This is a genomic window from Herbiconiux oxytropis (genome assembly GCF_024979315.1).
In the GTDB taxonomy this organism is placed as follows: domain Bacteria; phylum Actinomycetota; class Actinomycetes; order Actinomycetales; family Microbacteriaceae; genus Herbiconiux; species Herbiconiux oxytropis.
The window spans coordinates 77,789-92,372 of sequence record NZ_JANLCK010000003.1 but is presented as its reverse complement, the minus strand read 5'-3'; the positions used below and the strand labels follow the sequence as shown (position 1 = coordinate 92,372).

Here is a 14,584-nt window from a genome sequence, read left to right as displayed (position 1 = left end):
CGACACCGGCCTAGCGGTCGACGAGGTCCGAGGTCACGAGGTCGGCGCCCGCGTGGGCGAGCTCGGCGATGGCGGCGCGCGACGCATCCGGAGACACCCCCGCCACGAGATCGGTGATGATGCGCACCCGGCGGCCGTGCTCGAGCGCGTCGAGCGCCGAGGCGCGCACGCAGTAGTCGGTGGCGAGGCCGGCGATGTCGACCTCCGTGACGCCGTTCGCGTCGAGCAGTTCGTGCACGGTGCCGCCCTCCTCGGTGGTGCCCTCGTAGATGGAGTAGGCCGGCTGACCCTGACCCTTCCGCACGTGATGGTCGATGGCGCGCGTGGTGAGCTCGTCGTGGTACTCGGCACCGTAGGTTCCTGCGACACAGTGCACGGGCCACGTGGTCACGAAGTCGGGGGCCTCGGTCGTGGCGAAGTGCCCCCCGTTGTCGTTCTCCGGGTCGTGCCAGTCGCGCGAGGCGATGACGAACTCGTAGGTGTCGGGATGCGTGGCGAGCAGCCGCGAGATCCCCTCCGCCACGGCCGTGCCGCCGGTGACGCCGAGGGCACCGCCCTCGATGAAGTCGTTCTGGACGTCGATGATGAACAGAGCCTTCGCCATGCTCCCAGTCTAGAGATCGGAGAGGTTGTTTCCGCACTCGTAGACGCCGGTCGTGAGCTCGTCGAGGGCCGCGCGGGCACTGTCGTCCACGTCGTCGAGGGCGAAGAACGCGAACGTGAGCACGCTGCCGTCGCCGGCGCTGACGATGCCGGAGAGGGTGTAACCGGTGTCGATCCAACCGGTCTTCGCGATGACGCTGCCGGCTGCGGGCGACCCGCCGAACCGCCCCGCGAGGGTGCCGCTCTGGCCGGCGACAGGCAGGCCGGCCGCGATCACGCCGAGGTCGCCCTCGTGCGCGTTGATCTTGATGAAAAGGCGGCTGAGGAAGTCGGTGGGCACGCCGTTGTCATCGCTGAGGCCCGAGCCGTCGGCGATCACGAGCGCACTCGTGTCGAGCCCGTAGGTGGCGAGCGCCTGCGGAATGGCGGTCTGCAGCGCCGCGAAGTCGTTGCCCACGCCGAGCTGCACGGCCACGAGGCGGGCGAGCATCTCGGCCTCGGTGTTGTCCGAGCGCAGGAGTGCCTCCTGCACCATGGTCGACACGGGCGCCGAGAGCACCTGGCCGAGCTGCGGCGAACCGGCGGGGGCGAGCCCCTCCGCGAGTGCCGCATCCGGTGCCCCCAGGGCGAGCGCGAACGCCTGGCCCGCGCGCAGCACCGCGTTGTCGCTGCGAGTGGACACGTTGGCTCCCGGCTCCGCGCGGTCGCCGTCGACCTGGAGGCCCGTGACCTCGGAGGAGTAGCCGTCGACCTGCTCCTTGCGCAGCCACGACGGCTGCCAGCGGTCGCCTGAGAACACGCTCGCGTCGAGCACGATCGACGTGATGGAGGTGCCGGCCGTGCTCGGGTCGGCCTCCCAGGCCGCGCTGGTCTGGGCGGCGAGGTCCTGCATGCTCGCCGCGCCCTCGTAGACGTTGGAGCCGTTGCTCGCGAGCGTGATGTCGCCACCCCCCACGAGCACGACCTGGCCGGGCTCGGTGCCCTTGACCACGGTGGTGGGCACGCGGTGATCGGGGCCCAGCACCGCCAGGGCCGCCGCGCTCGAGAGCACCTTCATGACGCTCGCTGTGCGTGCCGGGGTCGTTCCGGCCCGGTCGAAGAGGAGTTCGCCGGTGGCGGCGTTGCGCACGCTGCCGTACAAGGTGCCGAGGCGGGGGTCTGCCGCGAGACCCGCCACCGAGCAGGTGCGGAGGGCTGCGGGCGCCGCGGCGGCCTGCGGAACCGGGCGGGGCTCCGGAGTGGGGGTCGGCGTGGGGGTCTGGGTCGGCGTCGCGGATGCCACGTCGGTGGCGGCTGCGATCGGCGCGCTCTGCGGGTCGCCGGCCCCCACGGCGGCACCGGCGGCGAAGGCGCCACCGCCGAGCAGCACCACGGCTGTCGCCGCTGCGGCCACGGCCCAGGCGCGGGGGTGGCGGCTGATGCGCGCTCGGAAGCCGGGGGCGGCGGGGGTGGTAGCAGTGGCGGTGGTGGCGGCTGCCTCGTCGCCCGTCGCGGCGGACGGGGCCGGTGCGGCAGGCGCGATGCTGTCGCGCGATGCCGCTACCGCGGGCGCGGGCGCCGGCACGGGCACGGGCACGGGCACATCCGCGGTGGCCGGCCGGATGATCGCCGTAGGTGCGGTGTCGGCGGTCGCCCACTCCGGCTGGCCTGCCGAGCTCTCCCCGGGCGCCCGGTCCGCGGCATCCGCGCCCCGGCTCGTCTCGGCCGCGCGAGCCTCCGCTTCGCGGAGCTCGCGTCGTGTGCGAGGGTTCTCGTCGTCCGACATCGATGCCATGGTACCCGGCCTCGCTCGACACGCCGTGCCGCAGCCGTTGAGCCGAGCCCGATGCGGAACCGCCGTCCCGAGTCCTCGGCCTGCGCTATTCGCCCGGGTAGCGGAGGCCGATCCGGGCGCGGATGTCGTCGAGCGTGCGCATGATCGCGAGAGTCTCGGCGTGCGGGAGCACCGGGCTCTCGCGTTCGCCGGCCCGGATCATCCGCTCGAGCTCGAGAGCCTCGTAGCGCATGCCCTGCTCGCCGCTCGCGGGCTCGAAGCTCTCGAGCACGCGGCCGTCGGGGTCGATCACGCGGAACGTCGTGGGCGCGTACCAGGTGCGGTCGATCTCGATCCGGGCGAGCGTGCCCACGATCGCCGCCCGCACAGGACCTGCGGTGTCGAGTGCGCTGTGCGAGACCGACTGGCGGCCGCCCTCGTGCTCGAGGATGATCGCGGTCTGGCGGTCGACCCCGGTGGCGGTCATGCTGGCGTGGGCCAGCACGCCGGTGGGCAGGCCGAGCAGATCCACGCCGAGCGACACCGGGTAGATGGCCAGGTCGAGCAGGGCTCCCCCGCCGAGCTCGGGCGACTGCAATCGATGCGAGGGATCCGAGGGGAGGAGCTGCTGGTGGTCGGCGAGCACGGTGCGCACGTCGCCGAGAGTGCCTGAGGCGATGATCTCCCGGATGCGCACCATCTGAGGCAGGAACCGCGACCACATCGCCTCGAGCAGCGCGACGCCCGCCTCGTCGGCGGCGGTCAGCACGCGCTCGGCCTCGGCGGCGTTGAGCGTGAACGGCTTCTCGACGAGCACGTGCTTGCCGTGGGCGATGGCCATCAGCGCGTTCTCGGCGTGGAACGGATGCGGGGTGGCGACGTAGATGACGTCGACCTCCGGATCGGCCACGAGGGCCTCGTAGCTCGCGTGCGCACGGGCGATCCCGAAACGGCCGGCGAACTCCTCGGCTCTCGTGGCGCGACGCGATCCCACCGCGGACACCGCGAGACCCGCGGCCTGGATGTCGGTCACGAACGTGGAGGCGATGCCACCGGTGCCGAGGATCCCCCAGCGGATTGGTTCAGTCATGGGGCCGCCTGTGGGAATCGAACCCACGACCTATTCATTACGAGTGAATCGCTCTGCCGACTGAGCTAAGGCGGCCTGGCCGTTCGCTTCACGAGCGGCACAGCAACAAAGCATAGCCGATCCGGAAAGCCCCGGCGCACACCCTCAACCGCGAGCAGCCGCCCCCGCCACCTCGTGCAGCCGCGCACGCGAGCGCAGCAGCAGCTCCCGCAGCGATGCCGACTCCGGATGCTCGAGCCACGAGGTCCAGGCCGCTCGCGCGACCGTCAGCACGAGCAGGCTGATCAGGCGCGCCCGCTCGGCGATCTCGGGATCGACCGGGTCGCTCGGGTCGCTCGGGTCGCTCGGGTCGCTCGTCGAGGCCCCGGCGCTGACCGATCCGGCGCTGCTCAATCCCGAGCCGCTCGATCCTGCGCCGCCCGCCGCCAGCCGCTTCGCCACCGACGCGCTCACGGTGGCCTCGAACGCCCGCACCCTGTCCATCTTGAGCGCCACGATCTGCGGGTAGTCGGCCACGAGCCGGCGTCGGAGCTGGTGCAGCTCCGGGTCGACGGCGCCGTCGGCTTCAGCGTCGGCCTGCTCGGCCATGATCGCGATGAGGTCGCCGAGCGGATCGCCGTCCGGCCCGAGAGCCTCGAACCGGCGCGCGGTCTCCTCGTCGAAGGTCATCGGGAGATCCCCCGCGAGCGAGTCCTCCTTCGTGGGGAAGTAGTTGAAGAACGTGCGCGGCGAGACCCCGGCGTCGCGGCTGATGTCGTCGATCGTGACCTGGTCGAGGCCGTGCTCGGCCGTGAGCCGCAGCACGGAGAGCTGAATGCGACGGCGTGTGGCCCGGCGCTTGCGCTCGCGCAGGCCCGGCTCCGGGATGCTCATCGGGCCGGCACTCAGCTCGTGCACTCGGGATCGGCGGAGGGCACCGTGCCGTCGAGGAAGTAGGCGTCCACGGCATCCGACACGCAGCTCGACGAGTTGTAGGCGGTGTGCCCCTCGCCCTGGAAGGTCACGAGGTGACCGTTCTCGAGCTGACCGGCCAACGCCTCGGCCCATTTGTAGGGCGTGGCCGGGTCGCCGGTCGTGCCCACCACGAGGATCGGAGCGGAGCCCGCCGCAGTGACCGTGTCGGGCACGCGCGTGGAGGGGAAGGGCCACTGCGCGCACGCGATGTCACCGTAGGTCCAGTACGGGCCGACCGTGGGAGAAGCCGCGATCAGCCGCTCGTTCTGCTCGGCGATGACGGCGGGATCGGTGATGGCGGGGTAGTCGGCGCACGAGATGGCATTGAACGACTCGATCAGGTTGTCGGCGTAGGTGCCGTCTTCGTTGCGGCTGTTGTAGGCATCCGCCAGTTGCAGGGCGAAGTCGGCCTGCCCTTGGTCGACGGCGAGGAACATGGTGTCGAGGTAGCCCCAGTTCGCCTCGTTGTAGAGCGGGTAGAAGATCGCGGTGAGCAGACTCGACGAGCCCAGCTCGCGGCCGTCGCTGCCCTTGAGTGGGCTCTCGTCGACCTCGGCCAGCAGATCCTGGATCTTCGCGAGCGCCTGCTCGGTGGTGCCGTCGAACCAGCAGCCGGAACCGCTCGTGCAGGCGTCGAGGTAGCTCGTGAGAGCGCGCTCGAAGCCCTCCGCCTGGGAGATCGTGATGTCGAAGCCGCTCGAGGCCGGATCCTCGGCACCGTCGAGCACCATGCGGCCGACCTTGTCGGGGAACTCCTCGGCGTACTCGGCCCCGAGCAGAGTGCCGTAGGAGTAGCCGAGGTAGTTCAGTGCCGGGTCGCCCACAAGGGCGCGCAGCATGTCGAGATCGCGGATCGTGCTCTCGGTGCCGATGAACTCGAGCAGGTCGCCCGTGTTCTGGGCGCACTTGTCGGCGAAGCCCTTCGCGTTGGCGGTGTAGGCCGCGATCCACTCCTCCGAGCCGCGCTCCCCCGGCACGATGTCGTAGAGCCAGGCGTCCTTCTCCGGGTCGGTGAGGCACTTCACCGCATCCGAGTGACCGGTGCCCCGGGGGTCGTAGCCGATGAGGTCGTAGCTGGACTGCAGGCTGGGGTGTGCCGCGTAGTCGGCCGACTGCTCCACGAAGTCGTAGGCCGACCCACCCGGGCCGCCCGGGTTGACGAAGAGGGAGCCGAGGCGATCGCCGCCGGAGGCCGCCTTCTTGATGATCGCGAGGTCGACTGTGCGGCCGTCCTGCGGGTTCGCCCAGTCGAGCGGGGCGATCGCGGTGGTGCACTGGAACGGGCCGCCGCACGACTCCCAGGAGAGGGGCTGCGTGTAGAAGGGCTCGAGCTCGGGGGCGACGTCTTCGTCGGTGGGCGCCGTCGTGGCGGGGGCCGCCGGGGTGACGGCGGACTGCGGCGGGGAGTAGCTGCCGGTGAACCAGGTGACGCAGCCCGTGAGCAGCAGAGCGGATGCCGCCACGACGGCGAGCGCGCCGACGAGGCGTCGCGCGCGGCGGGGGGTGCGGTTCGAGGTCACGGAGGGCCTTTCGTGGGGTGGAGCGGTGCGGGCGGGGCGGTGGGCGCTACCCGGTGCGGTGGGCGTGGCGGGAGGAGTCGGCCAGCGTCACGAGCATCGCTTCGAGCGAGAGCGCCGGAGCCACGTTCGCCGCAATCCTCCGCCGGGCGGCCGCTATCGCGTCCATCGCCGCGAGGGTCGATGACGAATCGTTACCGGCCGCCGCCTCGAGGACGCGGGAGCGGATGGCCTCGTTGACGAGCTCGAGGTCGACGACCGGAGCGCCGGGAGCAGCGGGAGTGCCGCCAGATGTGCCCCCGGTGTCGCTCACGGCGCCGAGCTGCACGAGCAGGATGTCACGGAAGAGCGACAGCAGGTCGGTCAGGATGCGATCGAGGCCGTCGCGGAGGCTTCGGGTGGCGCGACGCTTCTGGTCTTCTTCGAGAGTCTTGATCTGGCCGCGGAGGGCCTGCGGAACCGCCTGGCCGGGCTCGACACCGAGCGAGCGGAGTGCGGCGGCGCGCTCCTGGGCGTCGCGCTCCTCGGTGATGGCCTGAGCGTCGGCGCCCGCGATCTCGAGCAGCCTGGCTGCCCCGCGCACGGCGTCGCCCACGCTCCGCACGTCGAGCGCGAGATCGAGCGTCTCGGCCCGGCGGGCCCTCGCCTCGTCGTTGGTGGCGAGGCGGTGAGCCATGCCGATGTGGCTCTGCGACTCACGGGCAGCGCGCTCGGCGAGCTCGGGCTCGACGCCGTCGCGCTTCACGAGCAGCGCCGCGACATCTTGGGTGCTCGGCACGCGCAGACGCACGGAGCGCACTCGCGAGCGGATGGTGGGCAGCAGATCGGCCTCGCTGGGGGCGCAGAGAATCCAGACCGTGCGCTCGGGCGGCTCCTCGAGGGCCTTCAGCAGCACGTTCGACGTGCGCTCCTGCATGCGGTCGGCGTCTTCGATGACCACCACGCGGTAGCGTGCGACCGACGGCGAGAACTGCGACGCCGAGACGAGCCGGCGCACCTCCTCGATGGAGATGATGACGCGCTCGGTGGCGAGCACGGCCAGATCGGGGTGCGACCGGGCCGCCACCTGACGGCAGTCGGAGCACTCTCCGCAGCCGCCGTTGCGACAGAGCAGAGCGGATGCGAATGCGTACGCCAGATTGGAACGACCGGACCCCGGAGGGCCGGTGACCAGCCACGAGTGCGTCATGGAATCGGGGGTGTCGTGCACGACTCCCCCGGCGGCCTTGCGCGTGGAGCTCTCGGCGGCCGCGCGGAAGACCTCGATGGCGGCCGACTGGCCGGTGAGGTCATCCCATACGCTCATGCCCCCAATCTATCGGCAGCCCCTGACAGTCCGTTCCGGCAGCGCCCGCCCGGGGACCCAGCCCAGGGACCCCGCCGCCACTTGACAGAAAGCGCGGGTAAGAGCGCCCACTTGACACAAGATGTGTCAAGTCGGCGCTCTTACGCACAACTGCTGTCAAGTCGCGGGCGCGCTCACGGAGGCGGCCGGCGAGCTCCTCGGGGGGCAGCGCTCAGGCGAGGAGGGGGGCGACGCGCGCACGGATGCGGGCGGCGAGCTCCTCGGGGGGCAGCGCGGCGTCGAGCACGAGGAAGCGCTCGGGCTCGTCTGCGGCCAGGCCGAGGAACGCCGAGCGCACGCGGGCGTGGAACTCGCTCTTCTCGGCCTCGAGCCGGTCGAAGCGCTTGTTGGCACCGTCGAGCCGGGCGCGGGCCGCGATCTCGTCGAGGTCGAGGAGGATCGTGAGATCCGGGAGGAGCCCCTCGGCGGCCCACAGGCTGAGCGAGCGGATCTCGGCCGCATCGAGCACGCGCCCGGCTCCCTGATAGGCGACGGACGAGTCGAGGTAGCGATCCTGCACCACGACCTCGCCGCGCTCGAGGGCCGGGCGCACCTTGGTGGCGATGTGATGCGCACGGTCCGCCGCATAGAGCAGAGCTTCCGCGCGCGGAGCGATGTGCCCGCGGCTGTGCAGCACGATCTCACGCACCTCGGTGCCGAGATCGGTGCCGCCGGGCTCACGAGTGCGCACGACGGTCTGCCCGGCCTCGACGAGCCAGGCCTCGAGCAGACCCGCCTGCGTGCTCTTGCCGGAACCGTCACCACCCTCGAGCGTGATGAAGACCCCGCTCACGACTTCGGCGCCGCCTTGCGAGCGGGTGCCTTGGCCGCGGCCGTCTTGGTCGCCGTCGACTTCGCGGCCGTGGCCTTCGCAGCCGTCGTCTTCGCGGTCGTCGTCTTCGCTGCGGGCTTCCGCGCCGCGGGCTTCTTGGCCGGAGCCTTCGCCTTCGGCTTGGCCGGGCCCTTCGCCCGCTTGTCGGCGAGCAGCTGCACGGCCCGCTCGAAGTCGACCTCCTCGACGGTCTCGCCGCGCGGGATCGTGGCGTTCGTCACGCCGTCGGTCACGTAGGGGCCGAACCGGCCGTCCTTGACCTTGATCGGCTTGCCGCTCTCGGGGTCGGCGTCGAACTCCTTCAGCGCCGACGATGCCCGGCGCGCACCGTACTTCGGCTGCGCGAAGAGCTCGAGCGCTCCCGGGAGGTCGATCTCGAAGATCAGATCCTCGCTCGTGAGCGAACGGGTGTCGGTGCCCTTCTTCAGGTACGGGCCGAACTTGCCGCCCTGGGCGGTGATGGGCTCACCCGACTCGGGATCTTCGCCGACCACCCGCGGCAGGTTGAGCAATCGCAGGGCGGTGTCGAGGTCGATGCTCGCGAGATCCATCGACTTGAACAGCGATGCCGTGCGCGGCTTCACCGCGGCGGCCGCCTTCTTCGCGGCGGGCTTCTTGGCCGGGGCCTTCTTCGCACCCGCCTCGGCGGTCGACCCGGCCGAGGTGGCCGGGGCCGGGGCCGACGCCGTGCCGGCCGCATCGGCTGCTTCCGGAGCCTCGGGCACGACGGGCTCGAGCTCGGTGACGTAGGGACCGAACCGGCCGTCCTTCGCCACGATCTCCTTGCCGTTCTCGGGGTTGACGCCGATCACACGGTCGGTCACGACGGGAGCGTCGATGAGCTCGCGCGCCTTCTCGGGCGTGAGCTCGTCCGGAGCGAGCTCCTGGGGCAGGTTCACGCGTCGAGGTGTCGCCTCGAGATCGCCCGAGGGGTCGACCACTTCGAGGTAGGGGCCGTACTTGCCGATGCGCAGGGTGATGTCGTCGGCGATCGCGACCGAGTTCACGGCACGCGCGTCGATCTCGCCCATGTTGTCGATGACGTTGCGGAGGCCGGGGTGGCCCTCGCTGCCGAAGTAGAAGCCGTTGAGCCAGTCGACGCGATCCTCTTCGCCGTCGGCGATCTTGTCGAGGTCGGCTTCGAGGGCGGCCGTGAAGTCGTAGTCGACGAGCTCGGAGAAGAAGTCCTCGAGCAGTCTCACCACCGAGAACGCCGTCCAGCTGGGCACGAGTGCCTGGCCTCGGGGGGTGACGTAGCCGCGGTCGATGATGGTCGAGATGATCGACGCGTAGGTGGAGGGGCGGCCGATGCCGAGCTCGTCGAGCGCCTTCACGAGGCTCGCCTCGGTGTAGCGCGGCGGTGGGGTGGTGTCGTGGCCCGCAGCCTCGATGGCGGTGGCCGCGAGCGCCTGACCCTCTTTGAGAGGGGGGAGCTTCGCCTCGGTGGGCTCGGCCGCGGCGTTGCGTTCCTCGTCCCGCCCCTCTTCGTAGGCGTGCAGGAAGCCGCGGAAGGTGATGACGGTTCCGGATGCCGAGAACTCGGCCGTGGTCGAACCGCCCAGCTCCTCGACCGCGACGGGGCCCGCCGTGATGGCGACCGAAGCCGTCGAGCCCTTCGCGTCGGCCATCTGCGAGGCGACCGTGCGCTTCCAGATGAGGTCGTAGAGCTTGAAGTCGTTGCCGCGGAGGACCGACGACACCTCGGACGGGGTCTTGAAGACCTCGCCGGAGGGGCGGATGGCCTCGTGGGCCTCCTGCGCGTTCTTGCCCTTGCCGCTGTAGAGGCGCGGCTTGTCGGGCAGGGTGTCGGCGCCGTAGAGCTTGGCAGCCTGGTTGCGCGCTGCGGTGATCGCCTGCTGCGAGAGCGAGGGCGAGTCGGTGCGCATGTAGGTGATGTAGCCGTTCTCGTAGAGCGACTGCGCCACGCTCATCGTCTGGCGGGCCGAGAAGCGGAGCTTGCGGGCCGCCTCCTGCTGCAGCGTGGAGGTGGTGAACGGAGCAGCCGGACGACGCGTGTAGGGCTTCGAATCGACGCTCGAGACGGTGATGGGCACCCCATCGGCCTCGAGGGCCGTGCGGAGTGCGGTGGCCGCGGTCTCGCCGAGCGCGATGGCCTTGCCCTTGAGCTTGCCCTGCTCGTCGTAGTCGCGACCGCTGGCGACGCGCTCACCGTTCAGACGCACGAGTCGTGCGGAGAAGGCGTCTTTCTCCGGAGCGGACGCGGCGGTGTCGGCGGGCGCGAGCGTGGCCGAGAGGTCCCAGTAGTTGGCGCTCGTGAAGGCGAGGCGCTCGCGCTCCCGGTCGACGACGAGGCGGGTGGCGGCGCTCTGCACGCGGCCTGCGGAGAGACCGGGGCCGACCTTGCGCCAGAGCACGGGGCTGACCTCGTAGCCGTAGAGACGGTCGAGGATGCGGCGGGTCTCCTGGGCGTCGACGAGTGCGTCGTCGATCTGCCGGGTGTTGTCACGCGCCGCCTCGATGGCCTCGCGCGTGATCTCATGGAAGACCATGCGCTTGACGGGCACCTTGGGCTTCAGCACCTGGAGCAGGTGCCACGCGATGGCCTCGCCTTCGCGGTCTTCATCAGTGGCGAGGTAGAGCTCGTCGGCGGAGGCCAGCGCCTTCTTCAGATCGGCGACCGTCTTCTTCTTCGCGTCGGAGACGACGTAGTAGGGCTCGAAGCGGTTCTCGACGTCGACGGAGAACTTGCCGAGCGAGCCCTTCTTGAGTTCGGCGGGCAGGTTCTTGGGCTCCACCAGGTCGCGGATGTGGCCGACGGAAGCCATCACGTCGAAGCCTTCCCCCAGGTACTGGGCGATCGACTTCACCTTCGTCGGCGACTCGACGATGACGAGCTTTCTCGGGCTGGCCAACTTTTCTCCTTATATAGAGGGAACCACCTGTTCCGTCAGGCACACCATACACATACGTTCCAGGGTGGAGCCTAATTCCCGACTCGGCGACCCATTGCGGTCACGGGCGTCGGGTGGACAATGGTGGTGACCATCACCGGTTCACACTTCAATGAAGAGGAGCTGATCCCTATGGCAGCTGTCACCCATGGTTCGTACACCGCGAAGTTCACCGACGGACCCCTCGAGGGCAAGACCATTCGCACCGATTTCACGGAGGCGGGTGAGCCCCAGGCCCGACTCTCCATCCCGGCGTCGTCGAACGCCAAGCACTACCTCTACCGGCGCTCCTCCGGCCTCGAGTTCGCCGACTCCGATCAGCCCAGCGCCGTCGACTACCGCTACGTGCAGTCGGTCGTCGACTGACAGCGCCCCCTCGGCCTGGTCCGGCCGCCGGGGTCATCGAACCGGCGGACCGGCCCGCGCCCGGGCCCCGACGGAGATGCCCAGGATCGTGGTCGTGACGGAGATGCTGGCGACACCCTGAGCAGAGACGGCGCACGAACTCACCTCCACTCCGAGGCGGCGCACGATCGCGGTGGCCTGCTCGCACGCCACGCCCGCAACCCTCCCGGAGGCGGTGTCCGCGGCGGCGAGGGCGCTGGCGTCGGCCGCCCCGCGCAGGGTCTCGACCTCAGCGAGCGCTGCTCCGAGCGGCACCACCGCGCAGAGGAGAGCCGCGACGAACACGACCGCGGCTGCGCCCGCGATGCTCCCGCTTCCCTCGTCCTCCGCGATCCGGCCCGGCTTCACTCCGGTCGCCCCGCATCCGCGACACCGCCCTGATCGTCGAGAGCGCAGCCCGTGGCGGACAGTTCGAGGGTGAGCGTCGAGGCGATGCCGCCCGCGGGAACAGCGGAGGCGGTGACGCACACGAGCACCCCGTCTCGCTGGACCGACATCGAGGCGCCGCCTTGCGCGGCCTGGACCCGCGCAGCTGCGCTCCCGGCGCCTTCGCCTCGCCCGATCATCCGGGCGGCATCCGCGGCCGCGTCGGCCAGCCGCATCTGCACCCCACCGCACTGTTGTGCGGCGGTCACCCCGAGAGCGATGACCATGGCCAGCGCCGGCAGGATCATCGCGAACTCAGCAGACACCGAACCCCGCTCGTCGACGATCGCCGGACGCATGGCTCAGGCCGCCGTGAGAGCACGGCTGATGAGGTCGGTGAGCATCGAACGCACCTCGCCGCTCTTCAGGATCGCCGCGAGGAGCCCGCCGAGTCCCACCGCCGCGAGCACGACCATGGCGTATTCCGCTGTGGCGGCTCCGGAGTCGTCCCGGAGTTCCGCGACGAACCGCCGTGCGCGTGATCGCCCCCACCTGACGGGCCGGGGCCGCTCATCCCGGCACGGTGGATCGTTCAGGGGTGGCAGGGCGTGGGCCTTCATGAGATCTCGGGCGTTCATCGGATTTCCTTTCATTGGACTTCTTTTCCTGAGGGATGCGGAGGGATCACATCGGTGCGCCGGCGAGGACCCCGAGGAGCACGGGGGCCACCGCCAGAAGGATGAAGGCGGGGAGGATGCACAGGCCGAGCGGCAGCATCAGCCAGACCCCGAGTGCGGCGGCTCGTTCCTGCGCAGCGCTGACGGCGTCACGACGGATGCGCGCGGCCTCACTGCGCAGCAGCAGAGCGGGCGGCGCACCGGATCGGCTCGCCAGGAGCAGGACCGCTCTGACCGTCTGCTCTGCCGGGTCGTTCGGACCGTCAGGTCGGTGCGGCCGTCGTGTCGGACCGTACCGGTCGAACGCATCCCGGACGAGCGACCGGGCCGCGGGCAGGGAGCCACCGCCACCGACCGCCACGGCCACGAGTTCGAGCTCGAGACCCGGCGTCGGGTCGATGCGACGCGCACGGCGCAGCAGCCGCGAGCTCCACCACCGCCCCGCACCGGAGAGCAGGAGGCCGAGGAGGAGGCAGGTCACTCCGGCAGGAGTGCCGAGCAGGGTGCCGAGCGAGTCGAGGCCGATCAGGCTGCCCCCGAGCACGGCGATCGCCGGCAGAACCATGACGAGCCGGGCCGTGGCCGCCGGACCGGCGAGAGCCGCGGCGATGTCTCGCTCGACTCCTCCGAGCTGCCGGAGGGACTCGGCGATGTCGGTGAGGCAGAGTCGCATCGGCGCACCGGACTCGGTGGCGACGAACAACGCCGCGGCCAGCGCTCGCCATGCGTCGGCCGCGCCGCCGGAGCGGAGACCCCGACCGCTGCCCGCAGCCGGACCCCCCACCGTCGACGATCCGGCGATCGCACGCACGACGGCCTCTGCCACCGGAACCCCACGACTCGCCTCTTCGGCCACGCCGGAGACGAACTCGTCGTCGATCGCCTCGGCGAGATAGCCCCAGGCCTGCACCGGCGCCACTCCGGCGGCGACGAGCACCGCCAGCTGCTCCACCACGCTCGCCACCTGCTCCCCCACGGGTGTCCTGCCTCGCTCGACGCGCGCCACCCTCATGCCAGGGCCTTCCCGGGCGACCTCGCGACCTCGGGATCACGCTCCGGCCCAGGCTCCGGAAGCTCGAGCTCGCGCACGACGAGTCGGTCGCGCGGGTCGAGAGCGAGAGTGCCATAGCCCTCCACCTCGCGGACGGCCGCCGAGGTGCGCCGCAGGTGGCAGACGAGTCCGATGGCGCTGACCGCCTGCCTGGCCACAGCGACCGCGTCGAGACCCGCGAGCGCGCCGAGCGCCTCGAGCCGCGCGGGCACGTCGGCGAGGGCGTTGGCGTGAAGAGTGCCTGCACCACCGTCGTGACCGGTGTTGAGCGCCGCCAGGAGTTCCCGGATCTCAGCACCCCGGCACTCCCCCACGACCAGCCGGTCCGGACGCATGCGCAGCGCCTGGCGCACGAGCTCGGCGGCGGCGACACCACCCGCCCCCTCGAGGTTCGGCTGCCGGGACTCGAGCGTGACGACGTGCGGATGGGAGATGCGCAGCTCGGCGACGTCTTCGATGACGACGATGCGCTCCCGCGGATCTGAGGCCGCGAGGACGGCCGCCAGCAGGGTCGTCTTGCCGCTGCCTCCCGCGCCGGTGACGAGCAGGTTCGTGCGTGCGCGCACCGCGGCCTCGAGCACGGATCGCCGCCTTGTGCCGCGCGAGCCGGCGCCGAAGAGCCCCGCGCGGTCGAGTTCGTCGAGAGAGGGCCGCACCGACCTCGCCACCCGGACCGAGATGCAGGTGCCGCCCACCGCCACCGGGGGCAGCACCACGTGCACCCGGGTGCCTTCGAGCTCGACGTCGACGCAGGGAGCGGCCTCGTCGATGTGCCGGCCACCACGGGCCACCAGCCGGACGGCGAAGTCGCGGAGGTGCTGCTCGCTCGGGCAGCTCCAGTCATCGGCCGGTTCGAGCCCAGCCCCGTGATCGAGCCACAGCTCGGAGTGGCCGTTGACGAAGAGGTCTGTGACTCGGGGGTCGTCGAGATAGCGGGCGAGAGGGCCGAAGGCCTCGGCGCGGCGCGCGATGTCGGGGAGGGAGAGCATGCGGGCACGCTATTCCGCGGAGACCTCCGCGCGCCTGCCCCTCACTCGATCTGTGAAGACCATCGGCGCGGAAGCAGCCTGTGCAGGAGA

At 71.1% G+C, this 14,584-nt stretch carries 14 protein-coding genes and 1 tRNA gene; 1 reads left to right on the top strand and 14 read right to left on the bottom strand.

The window, feature by feature from the left end; translation table 11 throughout:
- Positions 1-10: 10 nt before the first annotated feature.
- From N1028_RS06330 to topA, 9 genes are all read right to left on the bottom strand, one after another.
- A complete protein-coding gene (locus N1028_RS06330) occupies positions 11-604 on the bottom strand; it encodes an isochorismatase family protein (protein ID WP_259526018.1) in 594 nt (197 codons plus the stop codon).
- A 9-nt stretch (positions 605-613) separates the two neighbouring features.
- Positions 614-2,368: a D-alanyl-D-alanine carboxypeptidase/D-alanyl-D-alanine-endopeptidase gene (locus N1028_RS06325; protein WP_259526017.1), complete on the bottom strand. Its 1,755-nt coding sequence runs from the start codon at positions 2,366-2,368 to the stop codon at positions 614-616.
- Positions 2,369-2,462: 94 nt separating this feature from the next.
- Positions 2,463-3,446 carry a Gfo/Idh/MocA family protein gene (locus N1028_RS06320; protein ID WP_259526016.1) on the bottom strand — a complete coding sequence of 328 codons (984 nt, stop codon included), beginning with the start codon at positions 3,444-3,446 and terminating at the stop codon, positions 2,463-2,465.
- Positions 3,446-3,521: transfer RNA gene (locus N1028_RS06315), tRNA-Thr, on the bottom strand. Before N1028_RS06315 ends, N1028_RS06320 begins: the two co-directional genes overlap by 1 nt.
- Positions 3,522-3,590: 69 nt before the next feature.
- Positions 3,591-4,319: a TetR family transcriptional regulator gene (locus N1028_RS06310; RefSeq protein WP_259526015.1), complete on the bottom strand. Its 729-nt coding sequence runs from the start codon at positions 4,317-4,319 to the stop codon at positions 3,591-3,593.
- 11 nt (positions 4,320-4,330) lie between these two features.
- Positions 4,331-5,920 carry an alpha/beta hydrolase gene (locus N1028_RS06305; protein WP_259526014.1) on the bottom strand — a complete coding sequence of 530 codons (1,590 nt, stop codon included), beginning with the start codon at positions 5,918-5,920 and terminating at the stop codon, positions 4,331-4,333.
- Positions 5,921-5,966: 46 nt separating this feature from the next.
- Positions 5,967-7,223, bottom strand: coding sequence for a DNA polymerase III subunit delta' (locus N1028_RS06300; RefSeq protein WP_259526013.1), 1,257 nt, complete (start codon positions 7,221-7,223; stop codon positions 5,967-5,969).
- Positions 7,224-7,434: 211 nt separating this feature from the next.
- On the bottom strand, positions 7,435-8,055 hold the full coding sequence (gene tmk / locus N1028_RS06295; protein ID WP_259526011.1) for a dTMP kinase: 621 nt from the start codon (positions 8,053-8,055) through the stop codon (positions 7,435-7,437).
- Entirely contained in the window at positions 8,052-10,967 is a 2,916-nt protein-coding gene (gene topA / locus N1028_RS06290; RefSeq protein ID WP_259526010.1) for a type I DNA topoisomerase, read from the bottom strand. The genes tmk and topA overlap by 4 nt, the downstream gene beginning before the upstream one ends.
- A 171-nt stretch (positions 10,968-11,138) precedes the next feature.
- On the opposite strand from topA, the gene N1028_RS06285 reads away from it, so the two are divergent.
- Entirely contained in the window at positions 11,139-11,372 is a 234-nt protein-coding gene (locus N1028_RS06285; RefSeq protein WP_259526008.1) for a hypothetical protein, read from the top strand.
- A 33-nt stretch (positions 11,373-11,405) separates the two neighbouring features.
- Here N1028_RS06285 and N1028_RS06280 read toward each other — a convergent pair whose 3' ends face one another.
- Genes N1028_RS06280 through N1028_RS06260 form a run of 5 tightly spaced genes read right to left on the bottom strand, consistent with a single transcriptional unit; the run spans position 11,406 to position 14,494 of the window.
- A complete protein-coding gene (locus tag N1028_RS06280) occupies positions 11,406-11,759 on the bottom strand; it encodes an Rv3654c family TadE-like protein (RefSeq protein WP_259526007.1) in 354 nt (117 codons plus the stop codon).
- Entirely contained in the window at positions 11,756-12,103 is a 348-nt protein-coding gene (locus N1028_RS06275) for a TadE family type IV pilus minor pilin (RefSeq protein ID WP_259526006.1), read from the bottom strand. Before N1028_RS06275 ends, N1028_RS06280 begins: the two co-directional genes overlap by 4 nt.
- A 36-nt stretch (positions 12,104-12,139) precedes the next feature.
- The gene (locus tag N1028_RS06270; protein WP_259526005.1) at positions 12,140-12,415 is read right to left on the bottom strand and encodes a DUF4244 domain-containing protein; all 276 of its coding nucleotides are present in this window, start codon (positions 12,413-12,415) and stop codon (positions 12,140-12,142) included.
- A gap of 46 nt (positions 12,416-12,461) precedes the next feature.
- Positions 12,462-13,466, bottom strand: coding sequence for a type II secretion system F family protein (locus N1028_RS06265; protein WP_259526004.1), 1,005 nt, complete (start codon positions 13,464-13,466; stop codon positions 12,462-12,464).
- A complete protein-coding gene (locus N1028_RS06260; RefSeq protein ID WP_259526002.1) occupies positions 13,463-14,494 on the bottom strand; it encodes a TadA family conjugal transfer-associated ATPase in 1,032 nt (343 codons plus the stop codon). The genes N1028_RS06265 and N1028_RS06260 overlap by 4 nt, the downstream gene beginning before the upstream one ends.
- Between the last annotated feature and the right edge of the window lie 90 nt (positions 14,495-14,584).

What these genes read in the sequence shown, in the direction of transcription:
- N1028_RS06330 (WP_259526018.1), bottom strand. Translation starts at nt 604, where the DNA reads ATGGCGAAGGCTCTGTTCATCATCGACGTCCAGAACGACTTCATCGAG.
- N1028_RS06325 (WP_259526017.1), bottom strand. Translation starts at nt 2,368, where the DNA reads ATGTCGGACGACGAGAACCCTCGCACACGACGCGAGCTCCGCGAAGCG.
- N1028_RS06320 (WP_259526016.1), bottom strand. Translation starts at nt 3,446, where the DNA reads ATGACTGAACCAATCCGCTGGGGGATCCTCGGCACCGGTGGCATCGCC.
- N1028_RS06310 (WP_259526015.1), bottom strand. Translation starts at nt 4,319, where the DNA reads ATGAGCATCCCGGAGCCGGGCCTGCGCGAGCGCAAGCGCCGGGCCACA.
- N1028_RS06300 (WP_259526013.1), bottom strand. Translation starts at nt 7,223, where the DNA reads ATGAGCGTATGGGATGACCTCACCGGCCAGTCGGCCGCCATCGAGGTC.
- N1028_RS06285 (WP_259526008.1), top strand. Translation starts at nt 11,139, where the DNA reads ATGGCAGCTGTCACCCATGGTTCGTACACCGCGAAGTTCACCGACGGA.
- N1028_RS06270 (WP_259526005.1), bottom strand. Translation starts at nt 12,415, where the DNA reads ATGAACGCCCGAGATCTCATGAAGGCCCACGCCCTGCCACCCCTGAAC.
- N1028_RS06265 (WP_259526004.1), bottom strand. Translation starts at nt 13,466, where the DNA reads ATGAGGGTGGCGCGCGTCGAGCGAGGCAGGACACCCGTGGGGGAGCAG.
- N1028_RS06260 (WP_259526002.1), bottom strand. Translation starts at nt 14,494, where the DNA reads ATGCTCTCCCTCCCCGACATCGCGCGCCGCGCCGAGGCCTTCGGCCCT.